The 20,400-nt window shown below is 67.5% G+C and carries 19 protein-coding genes; 15 read left to right on the top strand and 4 right to left on the bottom strand.

The annotated features are described in order from the left end of the window. Positions 1-446 precede the first annotated feature (446 nt). The 3 genes from fliD to H609_RS0106115 are packed head-to-tail and all read left to right on the top strand — an operon-like array spanning position 447 to position 2,701. Positions 447-1,814: a flagellar filament capping protein FliD gene (fliD, locus tag H609_RS0106125; RefSeq protein ID WP_028484550.1), complete on the top strand. Its 1,368-nt coding sequence runs from the start codon at positions 447-449 to the stop codon at positions 1,812-1,814. 38 nt (positions 1,815-1,852) lie between these two features. After that, positions 1,853-2,260, top strand: coding sequence for a flagellar export chaperone FliS (gene fliS, locus H609_RS0106120; protein WP_018866376.1), 408 nt, complete (start codon positions 1,853-1,855; stop codon positions 2,258-2,260). Between the two features lie 51 nt (positions 2,261-2,311). Then, complete coding sequence (locus H609_RS0106115; RefSeq protein WP_028484549.1) at positions 2,312-2,701, top strand: flagellar protein FliT; 390 nt, start codon at positions 2,312-2,314, stop codon at positions 2,699-2,701. Between the two features lie 99 nt (positions 2,702-2,800). On the opposite strand, the gene H609_RS0106110 is transcribed toward H609_RS0106115, so the two are convergent. Next, a complete protein-coding gene (locus H609_RS0106110; protein ID WP_028484548.1) occupies positions 2,801-4,999 on the bottom strand; it encodes a bifunctional (p)ppGpp synthetase/guanosine-3',5'-bis(diphosphate) 3'-pyrophosphohydrolase in 2,199 nt (732 codons plus the stop codon). Positions 5,000-5,123: 124 nt separating this feature from the next. Between H609_RS0106110 and H609_RS0106105 the strand changes: the two genes are divergently transcribed. The 6 genes from H609_RS0106105 to H609_RS0106080 all read left to right on the top strand — a co-directional run bounded on the left by H609_RS0106105 (position 5,124) and on the right by H609_RS0106080 (position 10,206). Then, positions 5,124-5,957 (top strand): alpha/beta hydrolase, encoded by an 834-nt coding sequence (locus H609_RS0106105; protein WP_028484547.1) that lies wholly within the window; start codon positions 5,124-5,126, stop codon positions 5,955-5,957. A 444-nt stretch (positions 5,958-6,401) separates the two neighbouring features. Beyond that, entirely contained in the window at positions 6,402-7,430 is a 1,029-nt protein-coding gene (locus tag H609_RS0106100; RefSeq protein ID WP_028484546.1) for a hypothetical protein, read from the top strand. Positions 7,431-7,501: 71 nt separating this feature from the next. Beyond that, positions 7,502-8,248, top strand: coding sequence for a class I SAM-dependent methyltransferase (locus H609_RS0106095; RefSeq protein WP_018866371.1), 747 nt, complete (start codon positions 7,502-7,504; stop codon positions 8,246-8,248). Positions 8,249-8,274: 26 nt separating this feature from the next. Continuing rightward, positions 8,275-8,532, top strand: coding sequence for a DUF167 domain-containing protein (locus H609_RS0106090; RefSeq protein WP_018875521.1), 258 nt, complete (start codon positions 8,275-8,277; stop codon positions 8,530-8,532). Positions 8,533-8,588: 56 nt separating this feature from the next. Continuing rightward, a complete protein-coding gene (gene pyrC / locus H609_RS0106085) occupies positions 8,589-9,623 on the top strand; it encodes a dihydroorotase (RefSeq protein WP_028484545.1) in 1,035 nt (344 codons plus the stop codon). 103 nt (positions 9,624-9,726) lie between these two features. Then, positions 9,727-10,206 (top strand): hypothetical protein, encoded by a 480-nt coding sequence (locus H609_RS0106080; RefSeq protein ID WP_018866368.1) that lies wholly within the window; start codon positions 9,727-9,729, stop codon positions 10,204-10,206. 10 nt (positions 10,207-10,216) lie between these two features. Here the strand turns inward: H609_RS0106080 and H609_RS0106075 are convergent, their stop codons facing one another. Next, on the bottom strand, positions 10,217-12,181 hold the full coding sequence (locus H609_RS0106075) for a bifunctional diguanylate cyclase/phosphodiesterase (RefSeq protein ID WP_028484544.1): 1,965 nt from the start codon (positions 12,179-12,181) through the stop codon (positions 10,217-10,219). 115 nt (positions 12,182-12,296) lie between these two features. Between H609_RS0106075 and H609_RS0106070 the strand changes: the two genes are divergently transcribed. The 4 genes from H609_RS0106070 to H609_RS0106055 all read left to right on the top strand — a co-directional run bounded on the left by H609_RS0106070 (position 12,297) and on the right by H609_RS0106055 (position 15,558). Further along, entirely contained in the window at positions 12,297-12,671 is a 375-nt protein-coding gene (locus tag H609_RS0106070) for a DUF1992 domain-containing protein (RefSeq protein WP_028484543.1), read from the top strand. Beyond that, a complete protein-coding gene (locus tag H609_RS0106065; protein WP_028484542.1) occupies positions 12,668-13,768 on the top strand; it encodes a PA0069 family radical SAM protein in 1,101 nt (366 codons plus the stop codon). The genes H609_RS0106070 and H609_RS0106065 overlap by 4 nt, the downstream gene beginning before the upstream one ends. 77 nt (positions 13,769-13,845) lie before the next feature. After that, on the top strand, positions 13,846-14,655 hold the full coding sequence (locus H609_RS0106060; RefSeq protein WP_028484541.1) for a hypothetical protein: 810 nt from the start codon (positions 13,846-13,848) through the stop codon (positions 14,653-14,655). A 15-nt stretch (positions 14,656-14,670) separates the two neighbouring features. Continuing rightward, complete coding sequence (locus H609_RS0106055; RefSeq protein WP_018866363.1) at positions 14,671-15,558, top strand: mechanosensitive ion channel family protein; 888 nt, start codon at positions 14,671-14,673, stop codon at positions 15,556-15,558. 17 nt (positions 15,559-15,575) lie between these two features. On the opposite strand, the gene H609_RS0106050 is transcribed toward H609_RS0106055, so the two are convergent. Together H609_RS0106050 and H609_RS0106045 are read right to left on the bottom strand one after the other, a co-directional pair. After that, complete coding sequence (locus tag H609_RS0106050) at positions 15,576-17,285, bottom strand: ExeM/NucH family extracellular endonuclease (RefSeq protein ID WP_018875515.1); 1,710 nt, start codon at positions 17,283-17,285, stop codon at positions 15,576-15,578. A gap of 19 nt (positions 17,286-17,304) precedes the next feature. Continuing rightward, a complete protein-coding gene (locus H609_RS0106045; RefSeq protein WP_018875514.1) occupies positions 17,305-17,742 on the bottom strand; it encodes an Rrf2 family transcriptional regulator in 438 nt (145 codons plus the stop codon). Between the two features lie 200 nt (positions 17,743-17,942). Here H609_RS0106045 and H609_RS0106040 point away from each other — a divergent pair, with 200 nt between their 5' ends. Next, positions 17,943-19,250, top strand: a complete 1,308-nt coding sequence (locus H609_RS0106040) for a methyl-accepting chemotaxis protein (RefSeq protein ID WP_018875513.1) — start codon at positions 17,943-17,945, stop codon at positions 19,248-19,250. A gap of 261 nt (positions 19,251-19,511) precedes the next feature. Further along, positions 19,512-20,390: an undecaprenyl-diphosphate phosphatase gene (locus H609_RS0106035; RefSeq protein ID WP_018866359.1), complete on the top strand. Its 879-nt coding sequence runs from the start codon at positions 19,512-19,514 to the stop codon at positions 20,388-20,390. Positions 20,391-20,400 lie beyond the last annotated feature (10 nt).

The following is a 20,400-nucleotide window of genomic DNA, read 5'->3' as shown; positions in this document are numbered from 1 at the left end:
GTCGCCGCGTAAGCCTACAAAAACGGAGAAGCGAACGCGTTATTACGTACCCAACCCTCGATTGCGCAAGCGATTGAGCATGATGGCAACGGGAGCGATCCCGGTGGGGGCCAGTCCGATCATTGCGAAGCACCTCGAGTGCGTGACCTCGCTGGGACCCTCCACCCGCGGAATCCATCCGGGACCGTGGCGAATGAAAGCCGCACACGCAGTCCGAATGTACGGGAGCAATCGTCGCCCCGAAACCATCACTCAAACGCTTGGCAAACCGGGGGCGTCCATGTACGCAATGACGGGAATTTCGGGGGCATCAAGTCGGGGCGCGGTATGCCGATTTTGAGGTGGTTTTCCTGCGGCGGGCTCAAGTTTTGGGCTAGGCTGTCGTAAATAGATATATCGCACGTGCAAAGGCTCCGGGACGCCGGGCGCCGAGGAGCAGAAAGACCATGGCCATTAGTTCACTGGGTGTCGGTTCGGGGCTGGATCTGAATCAGATCGTGGGCGACCTGATCAACGCCGAACGCGTCCCGAAGGAGCAGCGGTTCGATCGCCGGGAAGGGCGGATCGAGGCGCAGATCTCGGCATTCGGCAATCTGACGAACGGCGTGGAGCAGTTGGGCGGGAGTCTGGGCCAGCTGGCTGGATTCGAGTTGTCCCAGGCCGCAGAGGTGTCGGACTCCAGTGTGGCCAGCGTGACGTCCGACGGCACGGCGGCGAATGGCAATTTCTCGCTGCAGGTGGATCAGCTGGCGCAGGCGCAAAGCGTGGCCACCGCGGCGGGGCAGTTCGCCGACGGGGATGCCGAGGTGGGTGCCGGTCAGTTGGAGATCAGCGTGGGCGGCGGGAACGCCATCACAATCGACGTGGAAGAAGGCGATACCCTGCGGGACGTGCGCAATGCGATCAACGAGGCCGGGGGCGGTGTCACGGCCTCCATCGTGAATGACGGCAGTGGCGCGCGCCTGGTCCTGAATGCGACGGAGACAGGGGCCGATAACACGATCTCGGTCGCGGTGAACGGGGACACGGCGGCGACCAACGAGGGGCTCGGCCGCCTGGCCAGCGACAACCTGGAAACCACGCAAGAGGCCCGCGATGCGGTGGCCGTGATCAACGGGCTGACCGTGACCAGCCCGACGAACACGCTGGACGACACGATCGAGGGCCTGAGCATCGAGCTGCAGGGGACGTCCGCGTCGCCGGTGACCGTTTCGGTGAGCGAAGACCAGGACCAGCTGCGCGAGGCCCTGCAGGGTTTTGTCGAATCGTATAACGCCCTGGTTGGCCAGACCCGTGAGCTGACCTCGTTCAATCCGGACTCGGAAGAGGGTTCGGTCCTGACGGGGGACAGCACGGTACGGGGGATTCGGAGCCGCCTCGGCAATGCCCTGATCCAGCCGGCGCAAGTGCCGGATGCCAATGCCCAGACCCTCGCGGAGCTGGGGATCGTCTCCAACCGCGACGGGACGCTCTCGTTCGACGGCGCGCGTTTCGACCGGGCGATGGAGACCGACGGCTTCGATCGCGTCACCGAGATCGTGCGCGAGGTTGGTGGCCGGATGCAGGAGGTCACCAACAGCTTTATTGGGCCGGAAGGTTTGATCAATGCGCGTACGGACGGGCTGCGCAATGACCTGGAGCGGATTGGGCAGCAGCGTGAGGACCTCGAGGTCCGTCTCGAACGTATGGAACAGCGCCTGATCGGGCAGTTCTCGCGGATGGACAGCGCCGTGGCGCAGATGCAGAGCACGGGTGATTTCCTGATGGGGCAGCTGGCGAATATGCCGCTGGCCCAGAACAATTCTCGTCGATAGTCGCGCCGCTGGGGCGAACGGATAACGGAGAGCAACGCATGTACGGACCGGGCATGAATCGAGCGGTGAACCAGTACCGGCAGTCGGGCGCGCTGGCCGAAGCGCAGGTAGCGGACCCGTACCGGCTGATCCAGATGCTCTTCGAGGGTGCACTGGAGCGGATCGCCGTGGCCAAGGGTGCGATGCAGCAGGGCAATGTGGGCCTGAAAGGCGAGAAGATTGGCAAGGCGATCGATATCGTCGAATCGCTGCGCGCCGTGCTGGACCACAAGCATAATGCCGAACTGGCCGGAAACCTGGATGCCCTGTACGAGTACATGAGCCGTCGTCTGCTGGAGGCGAACGCGCAGAATGACCCCGCGGCACTGGACGAGGTGGCCAAACTGCTGCGCGAGATCAAGGCGGGCTGGGACGAGATCCCGGCCGACCAGCGCCGGGCAGGTTAGCGGAAGGCCTTGCATGGCTCTTTGCGCGGTTTTTGAGTCCGGCCTTTACCCATGAGCGGTCCCGCCACTTCGAACAGTGGGGCCGGTTCGGAAGCCACGCTCGAGGATGCCGTCGAGGCGATCCGCGCCCATATGGCGCGCGCGGTGGCTGAAGAGGACTGGGAAGAGCTCCAGGAGCTGGATCGGCAGGCGCGCAGCCTGGTTGAACGGGCCTTCGGCCCGGAACCGGTGCCACTCCGCGATGACTCCGGGGCGGCACTGCGCGCCGCGCTCGAGGAGCTTGGCCGCTTCTACGAAAGCTCGGTGCAGGAGCTGGACCAGCGCCGCACCGAGGTCGCGCAGCAAATCCGCGAACTGAAATCCGGTCGCAAGGGCACCAGCGCCTACGAGACCACCCGTCGCCATTCCATGCGCACCGGTCCGGGGCATCCCGAGGGTTAGGGCAGAAGCCTGTTCCGTATCTCCAGTAGGAGCCGAGCCCTCTCGGCGATGCGGCACTGGGCAGGCCCGGATCGCCCAGAGGGCTGGGCTCCTACATGTCTACGTGGAGGCCGCGGGTGGGAGGCGGCGGACGGTCTGGATGCTGCCGAGGGCCTGGAGGCGGTCGAAGAGGTTGCTGAGTTCGCCGAGGTCGCTGTATTCCGCCTCCAGTTCCATGCGGACGCTGCGGTCCTCGCGGTTGGTCTGGGTGTTCACGCGCAGGAGGTTGATGCCGCATTCGGAGAAGGCGTTGCCGACCTCGCCGAGCAGGCCGGGGCGGTCATGGGCGTCCACCTCCAGGGTGATGGCCTCGCGTTCCGGTTCTTCACCCCAGGAGACCGGGATCAGGCGGCCGCGCTTTTCCTCCGGCATGCGCAGGATGTTCACGCAGTCGCTGCGGTGGACGGAGACGCCGGCACCGCGGGTGATGAAGCCGATGACGGGGTCTCCGGGCTGCGGGTTGCAGCAGCGCGCCCGGGTGGTCAGCAGGCCGCCGACGCCGCGGATCTTGATGTCGTCCTCTTTTGCCTCGCCGTCATGGCGCCGCGGGCGCTGGGCCGCGGGCGGCGTGGCGAGCTTTTCCCGACCGCGCGTCTCGCGCATCTGCTGGGAGATGCGCCCGGCGATCTGGGCCGTGGTGATGTCGCCGGCACCCAGCGCGACCAGCAGCTCGTCGAAGGTCTGGTACTTCATGGCCTCGGCGAGGGCGCCGCGGTCGAGGTCCTGTCCGCAGCCGAGACGCTGGCATTCGCGATCGAACAGGTGCTTGCCGGTGGCCAGGTGTTCGTCCTGGTGCTGCTGACGGAACCAGGTGCGGACCTTGGAGCGGGCGCGGGCGGTGTTCAGGTAGCCGAGATTGGGGTTGAGCCAGTCGCGGCTGGGGCCGCCCTCGCGAGTGGTCAGGACTTCGACGCGCTCGCCGGACTTCAGCCTGTAGGTGAGCGGCACGATGTGCCCGTCCACCTTGGCGCCGCGGCAGCGGTGGCCGACCTCGGTATGAACGGCGTAGGCGAAATCCAGCGGGGTCGCGCCCAGGGACAGGTCCAGTACCTCGCCCTGAGGGGTAAGCACGAACACGCGCTGGTGCAGGGGCTCGCTCTGGATCTCGTCGAGCAGGTTCTGATCGTTGTTGTCGGCGGCCTCCAGCAGCTGGCGCAGGCTGTTGATGGCGCGGTTGAGGGCCTGGTCCTCGCGCCCGCCTTCCTTGTAGCGCCAGTGGGCGGCGACCCCCAGCTCGGCGAAGTCGTCCATCTCGCGGGTACGGATCTGCACCTCCACCACCTTGCCCTCAGGTCCGACCACGGCCGTGTGCAGTGACTGGTAGCCGTTGTCCTTGGGGTTGGCGATGTAGTCGTCGAACTCGCTGGGCAGGTGGCGCCAGTCGTTGTGGACGATGCCAAGTACGGTGTAGCAGGTGGCCAGCTGGTCGACGATCACGCGGGTGGCGCGCAGATCGTACAACTCGGACAGTGAGGTCCGCTTGCGCTGCATCTTCTTCCAGATGCTGTAGATGTGCTTGGGCCGCCCGAAGACCCGTGCCTCGATGCCTTCGGCGCGCAGGCGGTCCTTAAGAGTCTGCGCAAACGCCTCTACATAGGTCTCTCTTTCCGTGCGGTTTTCTTCCAGGCCTCTGGCGATCTCGCGATAGGTCTCCGGTTCCAGGATGCGCAGGGCGAGGTCTTCCATCTCCCACTTGAGCTGACCGACGCCCAGGCGGTTGGCCAGGGGCGCGATGACGTCCAGGGTCTCCTGCGCGAGGGCGCGGGCGCTGTCATCCGGCTCGCGTACCAGCAGGCGCAGGTGCTGCACGCGGAACGCCAGTTTGATCAGCACGGCGCGCACGTCGTCGACCATCGCCATCAGCATGCGGCGCAGGCGCTCGGCCTGTTCCGGCCGGCCCGCCGGCGCCTCGAAACGGCGCCGCACCAGGGCCGCGACGTTGGTGGTAAGACGCGCGATAGCCGCACCAAAGTCCGTTTCGATCCGGGCCGGGGTGATCCGGGAGGCCAGATAGACGGGTACCAGCAGGGTTGCGATCAGCGTCTGGCGGTCCACGTTGAGGTGGCGCAGGATCTCGGCCACGTCCAGCGGGTGGGATTCGAGCCCGGCGGCCTCGACCGCCTCCAGCGCCAGGTCCAGTGCCTCGGCCAGTTGCTGGCCGGTGGAATCGTCCAGCGGCTGGCTGCCCGCGAAGTGGCGCAGCAGCGCGTCGCGGTCGAGGCCCTGCAGATCCGTATTGGTAAGCAGCGAATGGCGCATGGGGTAGGGTCGTTTCAGCCAGATCGTTCGCGGGCATTGTACCGGTCCGGGCGCACGGGCGAGAGCGCTTCACACGCTCGGTGTTTGCCTTGCACAGGGGCGACTGGGCGGTCAGGATCGGGATATGGCCAATCTGTTCAAGATCCTGGGACTCGCGGGGCTCGGATACGCCCTGATGACCGGGTTGATCTTCGTGACCCAGGACCGTCTGGTCTACATGCCTTCCAGCAACCTGACCAGCACGCCGGAACGCATTGGACTGGACTACGAAGACGTCGAACTGGTGACTGCCGACGGGGTGCGGCTGCATGGCTGGTTCGTGCCGTCGCCGCAGGGCGAGGAGTCGCCGGTCTTGCTGTTTCTGCATGGCAATGCCGGCAATATCAGCCACCGACTGCACTCCCTGCAGCTCTTCCATGAACTGGGACTGGCCGTCCTGATCATCGACTACCGCGGCTATGGCCGCAGCGCGGGCCGCCCGGACGAGGCGGGCACCTACGCGGATGCCCGCGCCGCATGGGAGTACCTGACGGAAGGGCGCTCGATCGCCCCCGACTCGGTCGTGGTGTTCGGGCGCTCCCTGGGGGCGGCGGTGGCGGCGGATCTGGCCACCGGGGTGGAGCCGGGCGCGGTGATCCTGGAATCGGCCTTTACCTCGGCCGCGGATCTCGGAGCGCGCCACTATCCGTGGCTGCCGGTGCGGGCCCTGTTGCGCCACGAATACGACACCCTGAGCCGCATCGAGGCCATCACCGCGCCGCTGCTGCTGGCCCACAGCACGGACGACGAGATCGTGCCGTTTGCCCATGCCGAACGGCTGTACGCCGCCGCCGGGCAGGCCCGACTGCTGGAAATGGAAGGCGGCCATAACGAGGCCTTTCTGGCCACCGGGGATGCCTACCTCGAAGGCCTGCGGGCATTTCTGACCGAGGCGGGTATCGAGCTTGACGAGCCCTGACGGAAGCCCTGCGAGACTCCGCATCTAGGCAAACACTGATCGATGTACACACTCGCGTTGGCACCCCAGGTTTTCCGAGACCAGGCGCGGTGCGCAGCCGGTAGTGATTCTGCCGGCAAGGGCGGCAACGCAGGATCGGGGAACCTGGGGTGCCAACCCCGCAAGCCATCGAAAGAAGGGGCTCGGCCGCCCGTTGTTGATCAAAAACGGGCATGCGACCGGCGTCGCGGCTCGCTTATGTAGCTCGGCTACACTTCGCTCACCGCGCCTTGTTCGCACACAAAAGCGACTCGAGCGCGAGTGTGTACATGGATCAGTGTTTCCCTGGCGTGCCCCGGCCCGCCGGGAGGCCGTGTCTCCAGCGCGGGAGATTGGTAGACTGCGCCGCTGTTCTGGCCGGAATGGATGCCGATGGAGAGGCGATGCGCCTCCCGCTCCCACCGAATGATGGAATCCGCTGACAAAGCCCCGCTGACGGTCACCTACCGTCGAGCACAGGATCCGGACGGCGCCTCGGCGTCCGTGGTGATTCGTTTTGGTCGCACCTGTGGTGTCGAGCGCAAGCCCGGACGCCTGGAGATCCACGTGGGGTTGGAGCCACTGGGCCGCGATACGGACTGGGTGGAGTACTGGTCGCTGCCGGACGGCGTACGCGGGGAGACAGGGGCAGACGGCTCGCTGACCTACCTGCGCGGCCGCGACTGCCTGGTGGGCTGCTGGCACGCGCCGCTGGATGCCCGCGCGGACCCGGAACCGCTGACGGAACGCGCCTACCGCGAGATCCTGTCCGGTTGTCGGGCGCTGGGCTTTGACCATCTGGTGCGGGTCTGGAACTACCTCCCGGCCATCAATGATCCGGTCGACGGGCAGGAGCGCTATCGCGGGTTCTGCAGCGGGCGTGCGCAGGTCTTCGAGGCCTTGCCGGAGTACGAGCGCATCCTGCCGGCGGCCACGGCGATCGGCACGCACTCCGACGGCCTGCTGATCTACTTCATTGCGACGCGCGAGCCCGCGGCGCGCATCGAGAATCCGCGCCAGGTCAGTGCCTACCGCTACCCCCGGCAGTACGGGCCGCGCAGCCCCTCGTTTGCCCGCGCCAGCCTCTGGCAGCCGGGCCCGCAGGCCGCCGAGCTGTTCATTTCGGGCACGGCCAGCATCGTGGGCCATGAAAGCCGCCATGTGGGGGATCTCGAGGCGCAGATTGACGAGAGCCTGCACAATATCGGGGCTTTGCTGGAGCAGGCCTCCACCCACCACCCGGTGCGAGCGGAAACGCCGCAGGCGCTCTCGCTGCTCAAGGTCTATCTGCGCCACGCCGAGGATGCGCCCGCCGCGGAGAACCACCTGCGGGCGCGCCTGGGTCACCACATCCCCTGGCTTCTGCTGCATGGCGACATCTGTCGCGAGGAATTGCTGGTGGAGATCGAGGGACAGTACTCGGAGCGCCTGTGCGAGGCGCTCGCAATGCCATGACGAACTGACGCCGGACCGGGTCGGCCGCCGCGTCTGGTCGGCCCCTGGTCCCCTGCCTGGGAGAATACGCAATGCAGCCAACGACCAAGAAGCCGCACCCGGTCCTGAAGGACTACTACGGGGACGAGGGCAGCCGCCGCGCCTACGTCGACGACCTGTTCGACCGGACGGCCCCGTACTATGACCGCATCCTGCGGGTCGGTTTTTTCGGGACGGGGCAGGCCTATCGCCGCTTCGTGCTGAAGAAGTCCGGCCTGAAGGCCGGGATGAACGTCCTGGATGTGGCGACCGGGACGGGGCCGGTCGCGCAGGAGATCCGGAAGGTGGTGGGCGACGACCATCTGACCTGCGTGGATCCGAGCCGGGGCATGATGGACATCGCCCGCACCAAGATGGACGCGACCTTCGTCCAGAGCCTCGGCGAGCAGATGCCGCTGCCGGACCGCCAGTTCGACCGCCTGTACATGGGTTACGGGCTGCGCCATGTGCGGGATCTGCATGAACTGTTCAGCGAGTATTTCCGCGTGCTCAAGCCGGGCGGTCGCTGCACCATCCTGGAGGTCTCGCGGCCACGGACCCGGCGCCAGTTCGCGTTGGCGCGTTTCTATTTCCGGGACTTCGTGCCGTTCGTCGGCAAGGTGTTGACCCGCGATCCCGACGGCCACCTGTTGATGCGCTATTTCTGGGACACCATCGACCAGTGCGTGCCGCCGGAAGAGATCCAGGACACCCTGCGCGCGGTCGGGTTCGAGGACGTGCAGCGGGATGTGCAGTTGGGCGTGTTCAGTGCCTACATGGCGACGCGGCCCGCCGAGTAGAGCGTATACATGGCTCAGTGTTTCGCATGGCGCGGCTGAAGGTGAAGGTCGCTCCGGGCAGCAAGCGCAACGCGGTGGCCGGCTGGATGGGGGAGACCCTCAAGCTGCAGGTCCAGGCGCCTCCGGAGAAGGGCCGCGCCAATGCGGCCGTGATCGAGCTGCTGGCAGCGAAACTGGCATGCCCGAAGTCGGCTGTGCGGGTGGTGGCAGGCGCGAACTCGCGTAACAAGACGTTACTGGTGGAGGGCTGGTCCGAGACCGACTTGCGCTCCGCGCTATCCTGATAACTGATGACTGTGACGGGCCCGTACCGTGCGGGCCCCTGCGAAGGGAACTACGGATGAACCGCCTGACCCTGACCCGACCGGACGACTGGCACCTGCACCTGCGGGATGGCGATGTGCTGGCGTCGGTGCTGCCGGATACCGCGCGCCGCTTCCGGCGCGCGATCATCATGCCCAACCTGAAGCCGCCGGTGACCACGCTGGAGGCCGCGGCGGAGTACCGCGACCGCATCCTGGCGGCGTTGCCGGAGGAGGCCGATTTCGAGCCCCTGATGACGCTCTATCTGACCGAGGGCACGACCCCGGGCATGATCGACGCGGCAAAGGCCTCCGGCTTTGTGCACGGGGTGAAGCTGTACCCGGCCGGGGCCACGACCAACGCGGCCAGCGGGGTGACGGATATCCGCCGCTGCTATCCGGTGTTCGAGGCCATGCAGCGGGTGGATCTGCCGCTGTTGATCCACGGCGAGGTGACGGATCCGGACGTGGACATCTTCGATCGCGAGGCGGTGTTCATCGAGCGCCACCTGGAGCCCTTGATTCGGGACTTTCCGGAGCTGCGGGTGGTGCTGGAGCACATCACGACCGAGTCGGCCGTGCAGTTCATCCAGGACGGGCCGGCCAATGTCGCCTCCACCATCACGCCGCAGCATCTGCTCTATAACCGCAATGCACTGTTTGCCGGCGGGATGCGTCCGCATCACTTCTGTCTGCCGATCCTGAAGCGCGAGCGTCATCGCAAGGCCCTGGTCGAGGCCGCGACCAGCGGCCACCCGCGCTTCTTCCTGGGTACGGACAGCGCCCCGCATCCCCGTCATGCGAAGGAATCGGCCTGTGGCTGCGCCGGGATCTATTCCGCGCATGCGGCCATCGAACTGTATGCGGAGGCCTTTGCCGCCGCGGATGCGCTGGATCGCCTGGAGGGGTTCGCCAGCCATTTCGGGCCCGATTTCTACAAACTGTCGCGCAACACCGACACCCTGACGCTGGAACGCTCACCGTGGACCGTGCCCGAGGCGGTACTCTTCGGGCATGACCCGGGTGTACCGCTGCGCGCGGGCGAGACCATTGCCTGGCAGCTGGCCCGGTAATCAGGGGCCGGGCTGTATCCAGGGTGCGATCGGACAACGCGAACCCTGAAGGACGCGCGCGGTCAGCAGGTCAGGCAGCCACCGACAGGACGAGGACCAGGATATGACGGAACCGAATGTGCAACGCGGAACCCTGTGGTTCTGGCTGGCCATCAGCCTGGGGGTGGCGCTGCTGATCATTGCGCTGGGGGTCGGGCTGGAACCGGCCGGGGCGGCCATCCTGCGGGCCCCGCTCAGTTCGCCCGCGGCGGGTGCGCTCGGCTTCGGCCTGCTGATGGTCTGGGCCGCGTACGCCTATGCCCTGTCCGCCGGACGGGCGGCGGGGAGCCAGGAGATGGGGGTCGTGATCCTGAATCTCGGGCTGCCGGTGGCGCTCATCCTGCTGTGGCGCGCGGAGCTCAACGCCCTGGCGTTCTTTGTCGCGATCGGGTGGACGCTGACGCTGGGCGGGATGGCCGTGCGCCTGTTTCGGCGCGAGGCGCTGGCCGGGGTGATGATGCTGCCGATCATCGGGGTAAGCCTGACGGCGATCCTGCTGTCGCTCACGCTCTGGGTGGTGCCGGCCGCGACCGGCGGCGCCTGATCCCGGGCCGCTACCTTCCGGTCGACGGCGCCACCGCGCGGCTCGGTGCCGGGATTCCCTGGCAATAGTCGAGAAAGGCGCCGGCCTCCATGGGGCGGGCGAACAGGTAGCCCTGGAAGCGCAGGTTCCCGTGCGTGGCCAGCCACTGGTACTGGGCCTCGGTCTCGACCCCCTCCGCGACGACTTCCAGCTCGAACTGCCGGGCGATGTCGCAGATGGTCCGCACCATCGCCTGATCACCGGGGTCGTGGTCGACCTGGCGCACGAAGCTGCGATCGATCTTGAGTTCGTCGAAGGGCAGGCGCTTCAGGTAGCTCAGTGACGAGAACCCGGTGCCGAAGTCGTCCATCGAGAAGCGCAGGCCCATGTCGCGCAGGGCCTGCATGATGTACACGACGCGGTCGGTATCCTCGGCGACGACGTGTTCGGTAATCTCCAGTGTGATGCGATGCGCGTGTTCACGGCCCAGGTGGCGCGCGATCAGCTCCTGCATGCGCTGCACGAAATTCAGGTGCACCAGCTGGCGCGGGCTGATGTTGATCGCGAGCTGTTCCAGGTGGAAGCCGGCGCGATCCCAGTCGCGCAGGGTCTGGAAGGCCCGAGCGATCACGGTGTCGCCCAGTTCGCTGATGAAGCCGGTCTGCTCGGCGATCGGGATGAATTCCGCGGGGGAAACCGGGCCCAGTTCGGCGCTGTTCCAGCGGATCAGGCTTTCGGCGCTGCGGATGCGGCCGTCGCGGTCGAGCTGCGGCTGGAAGAGCACCTCGATCTCCCGGTTCTGCAGCGCGAAATGCAGGCAGCGCTCGATCTGCAGGTGCCGTTCCACCGCCCGCGACAGTTCGTCGCTGAACACCACCACGCCGTCGCGCCCGCGGTCCTTCACCTCGTACATGGCGATGTCGGCCTCGCGGACCAGCTGGTGCGAGTCGATCCCCGCGTGCGGCTCGATCAGGCGGATGCCGATACTGGCACTGACATGCAGATGATGATTGCGGATGATGTAGGGCGTCTTGACCACCCGCAGCAGCGAGTGCGCCAGGCGCCGGGCCGCCCGTTCGCAGGTATGCCGGTCTTCCTTTCCGGGGGCGACGATCACGAACTCGTCGCCGCCCAGACGGGCGAGATGGTGGCCCGGCGGCAGGGTGTTGGCGAAGTCGCGGGTGACGGCTTTCAGCAACTCGTCGCCGATGTCGTGGCCCAGAAGGTCGTTGACCGTCTTGAAATGATCCAGGTCGATCAGCAGCAGAAACGAATGCTGGCGATGATGCTGCAGCACCTCGAGGCTCTGCTCGAGGTGCTCGATGAAGGCGGCGCGGTTGTTGAGCCCGGTGAGGGCGTCGTGCGAGGCCTGATACAGGCTGTCGCGCAGAAGCCCGAAGCTGCTGCTGGCGGCGTAGTACAGCACCAGGGCCAGGGTCGCGGAGAAGGCGGCCAGGACGTAGCCATACCAGTCACCGATCAGCAGGAAGTAGCCGGCCAGCGGCACCATCATGGCCGGGATCAACGGGCGGAAGACCCACGGGGCCGGGTAGAGCAGGGCCGCGACGACCGTGGTGGCGCCGATCTGCGTGAAGATGGCGATGTAGTGCAGGTTCTGGGCGTCGAGGCGCACGAAGACCAGAAAGATCCAGGTCCACAGCGCCAGGTAGAGATAAAGAAAGAGCGTCAGCCGCAGGCGCCAGCGGCTGCGCTGCTCCGGTGACAGCGGCGATCGGTGGTACCGCCAGAAAAGCTGGACTCCCCAGAGCGAGGCGGCAAACATCACCGCGTACCAGGAGGCGGCCGCGACAAGCGCATCGTGCAGGGCGCCCAGCAGGATATACCCGAGCCCGGGCAGCAGCGATAATGCCACCAGCACCGGGATCTGCCGAGTCAGGTAGGTGTCGAACCGCGGGTCCGCGCGCAGGGCCTCGCGGGCCGGCGCGAGGGAACGCACGGCGGACGCCGACGGGTTGTCTCGCGAAGTGGCTGCCATCGGGGTCCGTGCGCTGGTCGTGTTGTGCGGGTGCGGCGGACCTTACGGTAAACCCGTTCGGTCCTCAACAGGGCGGGTTCGGCCGGCATAACGGATGCGGTTGACGGGGCGAGCGATGCTGCTTAATGAGGCACAAATCGAGGCGAAACTGGCGGATGCGGCGCGTCGCGGGGCGTTCGACGACCTCCCGGGGGCTGGCCGGCCGCTGGAGCTGGACGATGACCGCGCGGTGCCGGAAGAGCTGCTCATGGCCTATCGCGTGCTGAAGAATGCCGGCTATGTGCCGGAGGCGGTGCGGATCCGGGGCGAGATCGCATCGGCGGAGGCCCTGCTGCAGGCGGCGGATGACGAGGCCTCCCGGCAGCACGCCGCGCGGCGCCTGCGGCTCCTGCTGGACCGGCTGAACCAGAGCGGCGAAGGCCGGGCGATGGTGTCGGAGTCCGGCTACTTTCGCCAGCTGTGCGAGCGCATGGACGGGTCGGCCCGATGACCGAGCGCCGCGGTCCCACGCGGGGGCCCACACGGGGACGCGGCGCGACTCTCGACCCGCATGCCCGCTTCGAGCCCACCCGGAGCGAACCCTTCGATGATGGCTGGGAAGGCGATGGCGAGGCGCCGCCGCCCCTGCGTACGGAGGTGACCGTCGAGCATCCACGCCGCGTGCTGTCATGGAACCAGTCGCCGGATGTGCCCTTCGAGCTTTCGCTGAACCCGTATCGGGGCTGTGAACACGGCTGTGCCTACTGCTTCGCCCGCCCGGCGCATGCCTACGTCGGGTTGTCCCCGGGCCTCGACTTCGAGAGCCGGCTGTTTGCCAAGGTGGGCGCGGCCGAATGCCTGCGGCGCGAGCTGGCCCGCCCGTCCCACCGTGTGACGCCCCTTGCGCTGGGTATCAACACCGATGCCTATCAACCCGTGGAACGGGATTGGCGGATTACGCGGCAGCTGCTGGAGGTCCTGGCGGAGACCGGGCATCCGGTGTCGATCGTGACCAAGTCGGCCCTGGTGGAGCGCGATCTGGATCTGCTGGGCCCGATGGCCGAGCGCGGGCTGGTCCAGGTCGCCGTATCGGTGACGACGCTGGACCGCAACCTGTCGCGGCACCTGGAGCCGCGCGCCGCGGCTCCGCAACGGCGTTTCCAGACCATCCAACGGCTGAGCGCGGCGGGCGTGCCCGTGAGCCTTCTGGTGGCGCCCCTGATCCCGGTGCTGACGGATGGCGAGGTGGAGTCTTTGCTGGAGGCGGGTGCGGCCGCCGGGGCGGTGGCTGCCGGCTATGTGCTGCTGCGTCTGCCACGCGAGGTGGCGCCGCTGTTCGAGGACTGGTTGCGCCATCACCACCCGCTCAAGGCAGACCATGTGCTGCAGCGCCTGCGTGAGGCCCATGGTGGCAAGCTCTATGACGCGACCTTCGGGCACCGCATGCGCGGGGCGGGGGCGTATGCCGAGCTGCTGCGCCAGCGCTTCCGGCTGGCCCGGCGGCGGGCGGGCCTGGGTGGCCGCCTGCTGGAGCTGGACTGCAGCCAGTTCGTGCCGCCAGCGCGCCCGCGGCAGAGACGCGAGGAGGGGCAGCTGGGTTTTTTGTGAGCGGGGAACGCGCGGCGCCGTCTCCCGGGCGTCCGTTTCTGGTTTACAGTGAGGCTGTGCATGGCAAGGACGGGATGATGGCGGAGACCTCGACAACGCGAACCGATCCCGCGACCTGGTGGGGGCGCCGGCCGCTGGCCTCGGGCGCGCACGGTCGCTGGTCCATCGGTCCGCTGGACCTGTGGCTCCTGCATGGGGCGCAGGAATGGCAGATGGTGCTGGAACGACCGCGCGACGCGGCGGACGCGACCCTGGCGATCGACGTCCCCTGCAGTGAACCCTTTCCCGCCAGCGCCCGGGACCTGCTGCGGTTTGCCGGGGCCCCGGCCGATGCCGAGCCGGAGCTGCGCGTGGCCCTGGCCGATCGTCCGATGGTGAGCCGCCCGCAGAATCCGTTCTACGTGCCGGCCCATGGGCAGGTCACCCTGTACCTCAGTTCGCCGGCCTGGGTGCAGCTGCACCTGGGGGCGGCGCGGGTGCAGGAATTCCCGGTGTATACGCCTTCCGATACCTGGTTCGGCCCCAACACCGTGAATGGCGAGCTGTGCTACGCGACCCGGACCCAGGCGCGCCTGGACCTGGCGGATGTGCCGGAACGGCCGCATCGTGTGGTGACGCCGCTGACCATCGCCAACAAGGCGGACGATGCCCTGTTCCTGGAGCGCGTGAACCTGCCGGTGCCGCGACTGCCGGTGTATGCCGATCGCCACCATCGGCTGTGGACCCCGGCCGTGCGCATGGAGCGCGAGGAGGACCGTGACATGGCGGCGATGAAGATCGACCCGGGGCCGCCCGGGGCCGCGACGGGGGCGCAGCGTATCGCCGAGCCCCGCGAGGCCGGCGGACGGCATTTGATGGTGCGGGCGTTCAGCGCCCTGTTTCAGTAGGGGGCGACGCACACGATGAACGAATGGCTACAGGCCGCGCAGGCCTTCGTCACCAGCGAGGCGTTCCTCGCGGCCGTCCGCGCGGCGGTTTATCTGCTGGTGGGTCTGCTGGTCGCGCGTCTGGTGTCGCGCGGGCTGGCGCGGGTGCTGGAAGACAAGCTCGATGCCCAGCAGGTGATGCTGACCCGGCGCATCAGCTTCTATGTAATCGTGCTCCTGGTGCTGGCCTCGGCCCTGCGCGAGCTGGGCTTCGACCTCACCGTGCTGCTGGGTGCGGCCGGGATCCTCACGGTGGCGCTGGGCTTTGCCTCGCAGACCTCCGCCTCCAACCTGATCTCCGGGCTGTTCCTGATCGGTGAGCGGCCGTTCTCTGTCGGGGATGTGATCAAGGTGGGGGATGCCACCGGAGAGGTACTGTCCATCGATCCGCTGTCGGTGAAGCTGCGGACCTTCGACAACCTGATGGTCCGGGTGCCCAACGAGAGCCTGGTGAAGTCCCAGCTGACCAACCTCAGTCGGTTCCCGATCCGTCGGCTCGACATGCAGATCGGGGTCGCCTATCACACCGATCTCAAGCAGTTGCGCGATGTGCTGATGGGGGTCGCCGAGGGCAACCCGGTCTGTCTGGAGGAGCCCAAGCCGTTGTTCATCTTCCTCGAGTACGGCGACTCCGCGCTGAAGATCCAGCTCTCGGTCTGGGCGCGGCGGGAGAAATTCCTGGACCTGCGTAACTCCATGCACGAGGGGGTGAAGGCGGCACTGGACGAGGCCGGTATCGACATCCCGTTCCCGCAGAGGACCCTGGGCAGCCTGGGCGGGCCGTTGCCGGTACGGATTGTCGACAACGTGTCGGCGGCCGAGGCGGAGGCCGCCGTGCCTGCGGAACCGGACGCCCGCGACTGAGTGGCCGCAGTCACCGACTAGTCCAGGTACAGGTCGGCCCAGACCGGATCGTGATCCGAGGCGCGCCAGGGCCCGTCGGCTGGGGCGCGGCCATCAAATCCGAGGAATTCCGGTTCGTCGGCGTTGACCGCCCAGGTGGCGCCGTCCCGGACTCGTTCACGCAGCGTGTCGGGCCCCAGCAGGTAGTCCAGCTGCCCGGCCTGGCCGCGAAAGACGTAGGTATGGGCGGTACTCGGGTCGTCGTGCACGAGATCGTGTTTTCCTGCGGCATGGAGGACGTGCAGGGGGTCCTCGGCGGCATAGGCGTTGAGATCGCCCAGGACCACGACGGGAGCATCCGCGAACTCGCCGGTTTGCTGTTCGCGTATCCAGGCGACGAGGCGTTCGGCCTGCGCGGTACGGCGCTGGTTCCAGCAGCCCTGGCCACGGTCGATATCGCCGCTGTCGGGGCAGCCGCTCTTGGCCTTGAAATGTACGACCACGGCACCGAGATGTTCGCCGGTAGCGCCCGCTTCGAACCAGCCCAGCAGCGGGGGGCGGTGGTGGACGGTATCGCGGTCGGCGGCCCTGTCGACCAAACGCAGCCGTTCCGGTCGGTAGAGCAGGCCGACCTTGATCGCGTCGTCCCCCGGTGCCGGGTGAACGATGGCCGCATATTCGCCACGCTCCCCGGGGCGGGCGTTCAGGCGCGCCACCAGGGTCTCGCGCGCAGCCGCGGCGTTTTCCAGTTCGACCGCGCCCAGCAGGTCCGCATCCAGGCCCTGCAGCAGGGCATCCAGCTTGGCGGTCTGGCGTTGGCGCTCGGCCGGGGTCTGCGCACCACGCTCGCCCAGCGTGACGAAGTCATTCTCCATGTTCGCGGTGGCAATGCGCAGGTCACCCGCATCCGCGGTTGGCACCGGGTCGGGACGCTGGCCGCCGGTCCAGTCTACGCGCTCGGTGGGGTGGATCCGGTACGCGCCGAAGGCGTGGGTGAGGATGCCGGTGAGGCCTTCCACCGAGCTTCCCGCGCGGCGGGTCCCCTGGTCGTCGAGGTACGGGATCGGGTCGGGGTTCGCGCGATAGCTCCCGTCGTCCAGTTCGATCCGCCGATCTATGTCCTGGCGCCCCGGGCTGTCCGCGGGGGCGGTCTGGCCCGGGTGCGCCAGGCGCCCGTCGGCGACCAGCGTCAAGCTTCCGTAGCGGCCGAGGTCCCGGTTGTCGGTGACCGTCAGGCGCTGCGGGAAACGGACAGGCTGGTCGATAAAGTCGCCCAGCCGGTCGGCTGCGTCGGGCAGGCGCAGGTCGACGGGGGCGGGCGGTTCGCCGTCGGCGCAGGTCACCACCGCGTCCAGTTGCGAGAGTTGGGGGCGGCCTCGATGGCGGGTGAAGGCGCCATGCACCTGCAGGCGCTGCCCGGCCGCGACCGGGTCCCTTCGTGGGGCGTAGACGAACAGGCCCGTGGCCCCGGTGGCCGAGCCCTGTTGCAGGTAGAAGCCCCCCAGCTGGTCCGTGTCCATGAAGACGCCGGTTACGGTGCCTTCCGCGACCACCTCCGTTCCTTCGGGGAGGGTCCCCGCGCGCAGTTCGGCGAGGGGGGTGGGTGTGGTCCCGGGATCGGGACAGGCCTGGCGTGCGTCGGCGCTCGCAAGCGCCAGCAGGCACGGAACGGCCACGGCCAGCCAGCGGGCGCCGGTGTGCGCGTGGAGGGCGGTTCGTTTTCGGGGTGCCGGGTCGGGCCGTTCCATGGCCGAAGGATACCGGGGTTCAGGCGCTCTTGCCGGGATGCAGGAGCTCGTAGAGGTAGTCGGGCGCCTGGGTCACATCGGCAATGGTGTAGCGGTCGAGCACGGCGAGGAAGGCGTCGCGTGCGTCGTTGAGAACACCGCGCAACTGGCAGGCGGGTAGGATCGGGCAGACGGGGTTCTCGCAGTCCACCACGTTCAGGTTCGGCTCCATGTCGCGGATTACGCTGCCGACGTTGATCTCCGCCGGTTCGCAGGCGAGCGAGATCCCGCCCCCCTTGCCGCGCCGGGTGATGATGTAGCCCTTCTGGCCGAGCTGGTGCACGATCTTGACCAGGTGGTTGCGGGGGATGGCGAACTGCTCGGAGATGTCGCTGACGGTTACGCGCTGCTCGCGCGGCTGCACGGTGAGGTACATCAGGACGCGAAGGGAAAAATCGGTATAGCGGGTGAGCTGCATAGGAGGGTTTCGTCGGTTCGCGGTGATCGAGGATATGCTTGAACGTATATTTCAGAGAACCTTAATCGGTCCGGACCTGCGTCACAAGCGCATGCGTTGCGGGCACGTAAAGCACAGGTGCGCCACGGCCTATAGTTTCGGGCCGGTGGGTCGTTACAGCGATAACAAAATCCGGAGTGTACCGGCATCAGGGGGCGGCAATGGAGCAGGAGAGTGGGTGGCTGAGTCGCCTTTCGCTGGCGGGACGTTTCTCGCTCGCATTGAGTGCGATTGTCGGGGTGTTCTTCCTGATCGCCGCCGCGGCGGTGTTCTGGCATACGGCCACGCTGAAGGGCGGGATGGAGGCCACCCTGGAGCAGGTCATGCAGGAGCACGCGACCACGCCGGCCCTGGAGGCCGAAGTGGCCGCTGCGGTGGACCGGCTGCTGGATGTCGCGGCCTGGCAGGTCAACGCGATGATGCTGGGCGTGGCGATTGGCGTGATCGTGGTGGTGTACTTCCTGTTCGTGTTCATGATCCGTCGCCGCCTGGCTGGACTGGCCGGGCGCTTCCGTGCGGTCTCGGAGGGTGAGGGGGACCTGCGCCAGCGCATCGAGGCCCCGCGCAACGACGGCATCGACCGCCTGGCTCGTCTGTTCAACGCCTTCATCGAGCGTCTGCAGCGCATGGTCTCCGAGATGGTGGAGCATGCACGGGAGCTGGGGGAGTCGGTTGGCACCCTGCACCGCGTGGCGGAGGAGACGAATCAGGAGGTGCAGCAGCAACAGGCGCGGCTGGGCCAGGTGGCGACGGCCATGAACCAGATGACGGCCTCGGCCGAGGAGATCGCCCGCAACGCGCGCACGGCCTCCGAGGCGGCCGACCAGGCCGAGACCGAGACCCGGACCGGCTCCGGCGTGGTCGACACAACCGTGCGCACCATGCGCGAGCTGGCGAGCGAGATCGGCACCGCCAACGAACAGGTGGCGCGTCTTCAGGCCGAGTCGGACCAGATCGGGTCGGTTCTCGATGTGATACGCGGGATCGCCGAGCAGACCAACCTGCTGGCACTGAATGCGGCCATCGAGGCGGCCCGCGCGGGCGAGCAGGGTCGGGGGTTTGCCGTGGTCGCCGACGAGGTCCGGACGCTCGCGACCCGGACGCAGGAGTCCACGACCGAGATCCAGGCCATGATCGAGCGGCTGCAGGCGGGTGCGCGCTCGGCGGCCGGTGCGATGGAGCGCAGTCGGGAGAAGGGCGAGACCGGCGTGGACGAGGCCGCCGGTGCCGGCGAGGCCCTGCAGTCGATCCGCTCGGCGGTCGAGCGGATCCGGCATCTCAACAACGAGATCTCCGGTGCCGTGTCACAGCAGGCGGAGGTCGCGCGCGAGGTCGATGGCACCCTCACGGAGGTCAGTCAGGGGGCCCAGGTGACAGCGGCCAATGCCGAGGCCACCGCCAGCGAGACCGATGCCCTGGTGGCGCGCATCGAGCAGTTGCGGGGTCTGACGACGCAGTTCCGAGTCTAGGAGCCAGTTGGATTTGGGACTGATCTGCTGCGCGCGCAGGAGAACGGCCCCTTTTTCCGCTCTCTCTCGTTACATAGTGCCCACTATGCGCCTCGAGAGACCGAAAAAATGGGCTCGCTCTCCCGCCACGCTCGCGACGATCACCCAAATCCGACTGGCTCCTGGCCGGGCTTTTGCCGGCGGTGCGACGCCGGTACCGACGCCGGGTAGGTGGTTTGCGTATACTGCGGCCCGCCTCGGGATCACGGAGTCGCACCTGTCATGACAGTCTGGGTCGCCACCCTGCTCGGGATCGTGCAGGGCATCTTCATGTTCTTGCCGGTCAGCTCGACCGCCCACCTGGTTCTGACCCAGCACTGGCTGATTCGTCAGGGCGAGCCACTGCCGCCCCCGGAAAGCCCTGAGATGATCCTGTTCGATCTGGTGGTGCACGTCGGCACGCTGGTATCGATTGTCTTTGTCTTCCGCAAGAGCCTGCTGCGGCTGAGTGGCGGGATCGCCCGCGAGAGCTGGCAGTGGGCCTCCGCCCGGGGCTCCGCGGGGCGCGAGATGCTGTTCCTGCGCCTGGCGCTGCTGTGCGGGTTGTCGGTGTTCGCGACCGCCGTCGTGGGTTTTACCCTGAAGGCCGGGTTCGAGCAGGTGTTTGCCCACCCGACGCTGATCGCCGGGACGCTCAGCCTCACCGGCGTGCTGCTGTGGTGGACGGACCGGTTGCAGCGGCGCCCGCTGGGCCTGCGCCAGTTGAGCCCGAAGATCGCGGCGATCATCGGCGTGGCGCAGGGTTTCGCGCTGATTCCCGGGCTCTCGCGCAGCGGAATGACGATCGTCTTCGCGCTGTTCACCGGGCTCAAGCGGCGCTGGGCGGCGGAGTACAGCTTTTTCCTCGCGATCCCCACGATCCTGGCGGCGACCGCCGTGCAGTCGCTGGACGTCCTGAACGGCAACGGCCTTGGGGACCTGAACTGGACGGCCCTGGCGGTGGGCTTTGTGGTATCCGCGCTGGTCGGGATCGTGTCGCTGAAGATGGTGCTGTTCTTCCTGTACCGCGCCAACCTGAAGGTCTTCTCCTTCTACCTCTGGGCGCTGGCGTTACTGGTCCTGTTCGGCTTCCTCGACGTGGACATCATGTACGGCCATTGATCCCGGTACG

Source organism: Thioalkalivibrio sp. ALE17, assembly GCF_000425605.1.
GTDB lineage: Bacteria > Pseudomonadota > Gammaproteobacteria > Ectothiorhodospirales > Ectothiorhodospiraceae > Thioalkalivibrio.
The sequence above is the reverse complement of the archived record's forward strand: the minus strand, read 5'-3'. Positions and strand labels throughout refer to the sequence as shown.

Excerpts from the sequence above, each read along its gene's own strand:
- H609_RS0106095 (WP_018866371.1), top strand. The coding sequence starts at position 7,502 with ATGCAGCCAACGACCAAGAAGCCGCACCCGGTCCTGAAGGACTACTAC.
- H609_RS0106070 (WP_028484543.1), top strand. The coding sequence starts at position 12,297 with ATGCTGCTTAATGAGGCACAAATCGAGGCGAAACTGGCGGATGCGGCG.
- H609_RS0106055 (WP_018866363.1), top strand. The coding sequence starts at position 14,671 with ATGAACGAATGGCTACAGGCCGCGCAGGCCTTCGTCACCAGCGAGGCG.
- H609_RS0106065 (WP_028484542.1), top strand. The coding sequence starts at position 12,668 with ATGACCGAGCGCCGCGGTCCCACGCGGGGGCCCACACGGGGACGCGGC.
- H609_RS0106080 (WP_018866368.1), top strand. The coding sequence starts at position 9,727 with ATGACGGAACCGAATGTGCAACGCGGAACCCTGTGGTTCTGGCTGGCC.
- H609_RS0106035 (WP_018866359.1), top strand. The coding sequence starts at position 19,512 with ATGACAGTCTGGGTCGCCACCCTGCTCGGGATCGTGCAGGGCATCTTC.
- H609_RS0106040 (WP_018875513.1), top strand. The coding sequence starts at position 17,943 with ATGGAGCAGGAGAGTGGGTGGCTGAGTCGCCTTTCGCTGGCGGGACGT.
- H609_RS0106060 (WP_028484541.1), top strand. The coding sequence starts at position 13,846 with ATGGCGGAGACCTCGACAACGCGAACCGATCCCGCGACCTGGTGGGGG.
- H609_RS0106115 (WP_028484549.1), top strand. The coding sequence starts at position 2,312 with ATGAGCGGTCCCGCCACTTCGAACAGTGGGGCCGGTTCGGAAGCCACG.
- H609_RS0106110 (WP_028484548.1), bottom strand. The coding sequence starts at position 4,999 with ATGCGCCATTCGCTGCTTACCAATACGGATCTGCAGGGCCTCGACCGC.
- H609_RS0106090 (WP_018875521.1), top strand. The coding sequence starts at position 8,275 with ATGGCGCGGCTGAAGGTGAAGGTCGCTCCGGGCAGCAAGCGCAACGCG.
- H609_RS0106045 (WP_018875514.1), bottom strand. The coding sequence starts at position 17,742 with ATGCAGCTCACCCGCTATACCGATTTTTCCCTTCGCGTCCTGATGTAC.
- fliS (WP_018866376.1), top strand. The coding sequence starts at position 1,853 with ATGTACGGACCGGGCATGAATCGAGCGGTGAACCAGTACCGGCAGTCG.
- fliD (WP_028484550.1), top strand. The coding sequence starts at position 447 with ATGGCCATTAGTTCACTGGGTGTCGGTTCGGGGCTGGATCTGAATCAG.
- H609_RS0106075 (WP_028484544.1), bottom strand. The coding sequence starts at position 12,181 with ATGGCAGCCACTTCGCGAGACAACCCGTCGGCGTCCGCCGTGCGTTCC.
- H609_RS0106050 (WP_018875515.1), bottom strand. The coding sequence starts at position 17,285 with ATGGAACGGCCCGACCCGGCACCCCGAAAACGAACCGCCCTCCACGCG.
- pyrC (WP_028484545.1), top strand. The coding sequence starts at position 8,589 with ATGAACCGCCTGACCCTGACCCGACCGGACGACTGGCACCTGCACCTG.
- H609_RS0106100 (WP_028484546.1), top strand. The coding sequence starts at position 6,402 with ATGATGGAATCCGCTGACAAAGCCCCGCTGACGGTCACCTACCGTCGA.
- H609_RS0106105 (WP_028484547.1), top strand. The coding sequence starts at position 5,124 with ATGGCCAATCTGTTCAAGATCCTGGGACTCGCGGGGCTCGGATACGCC.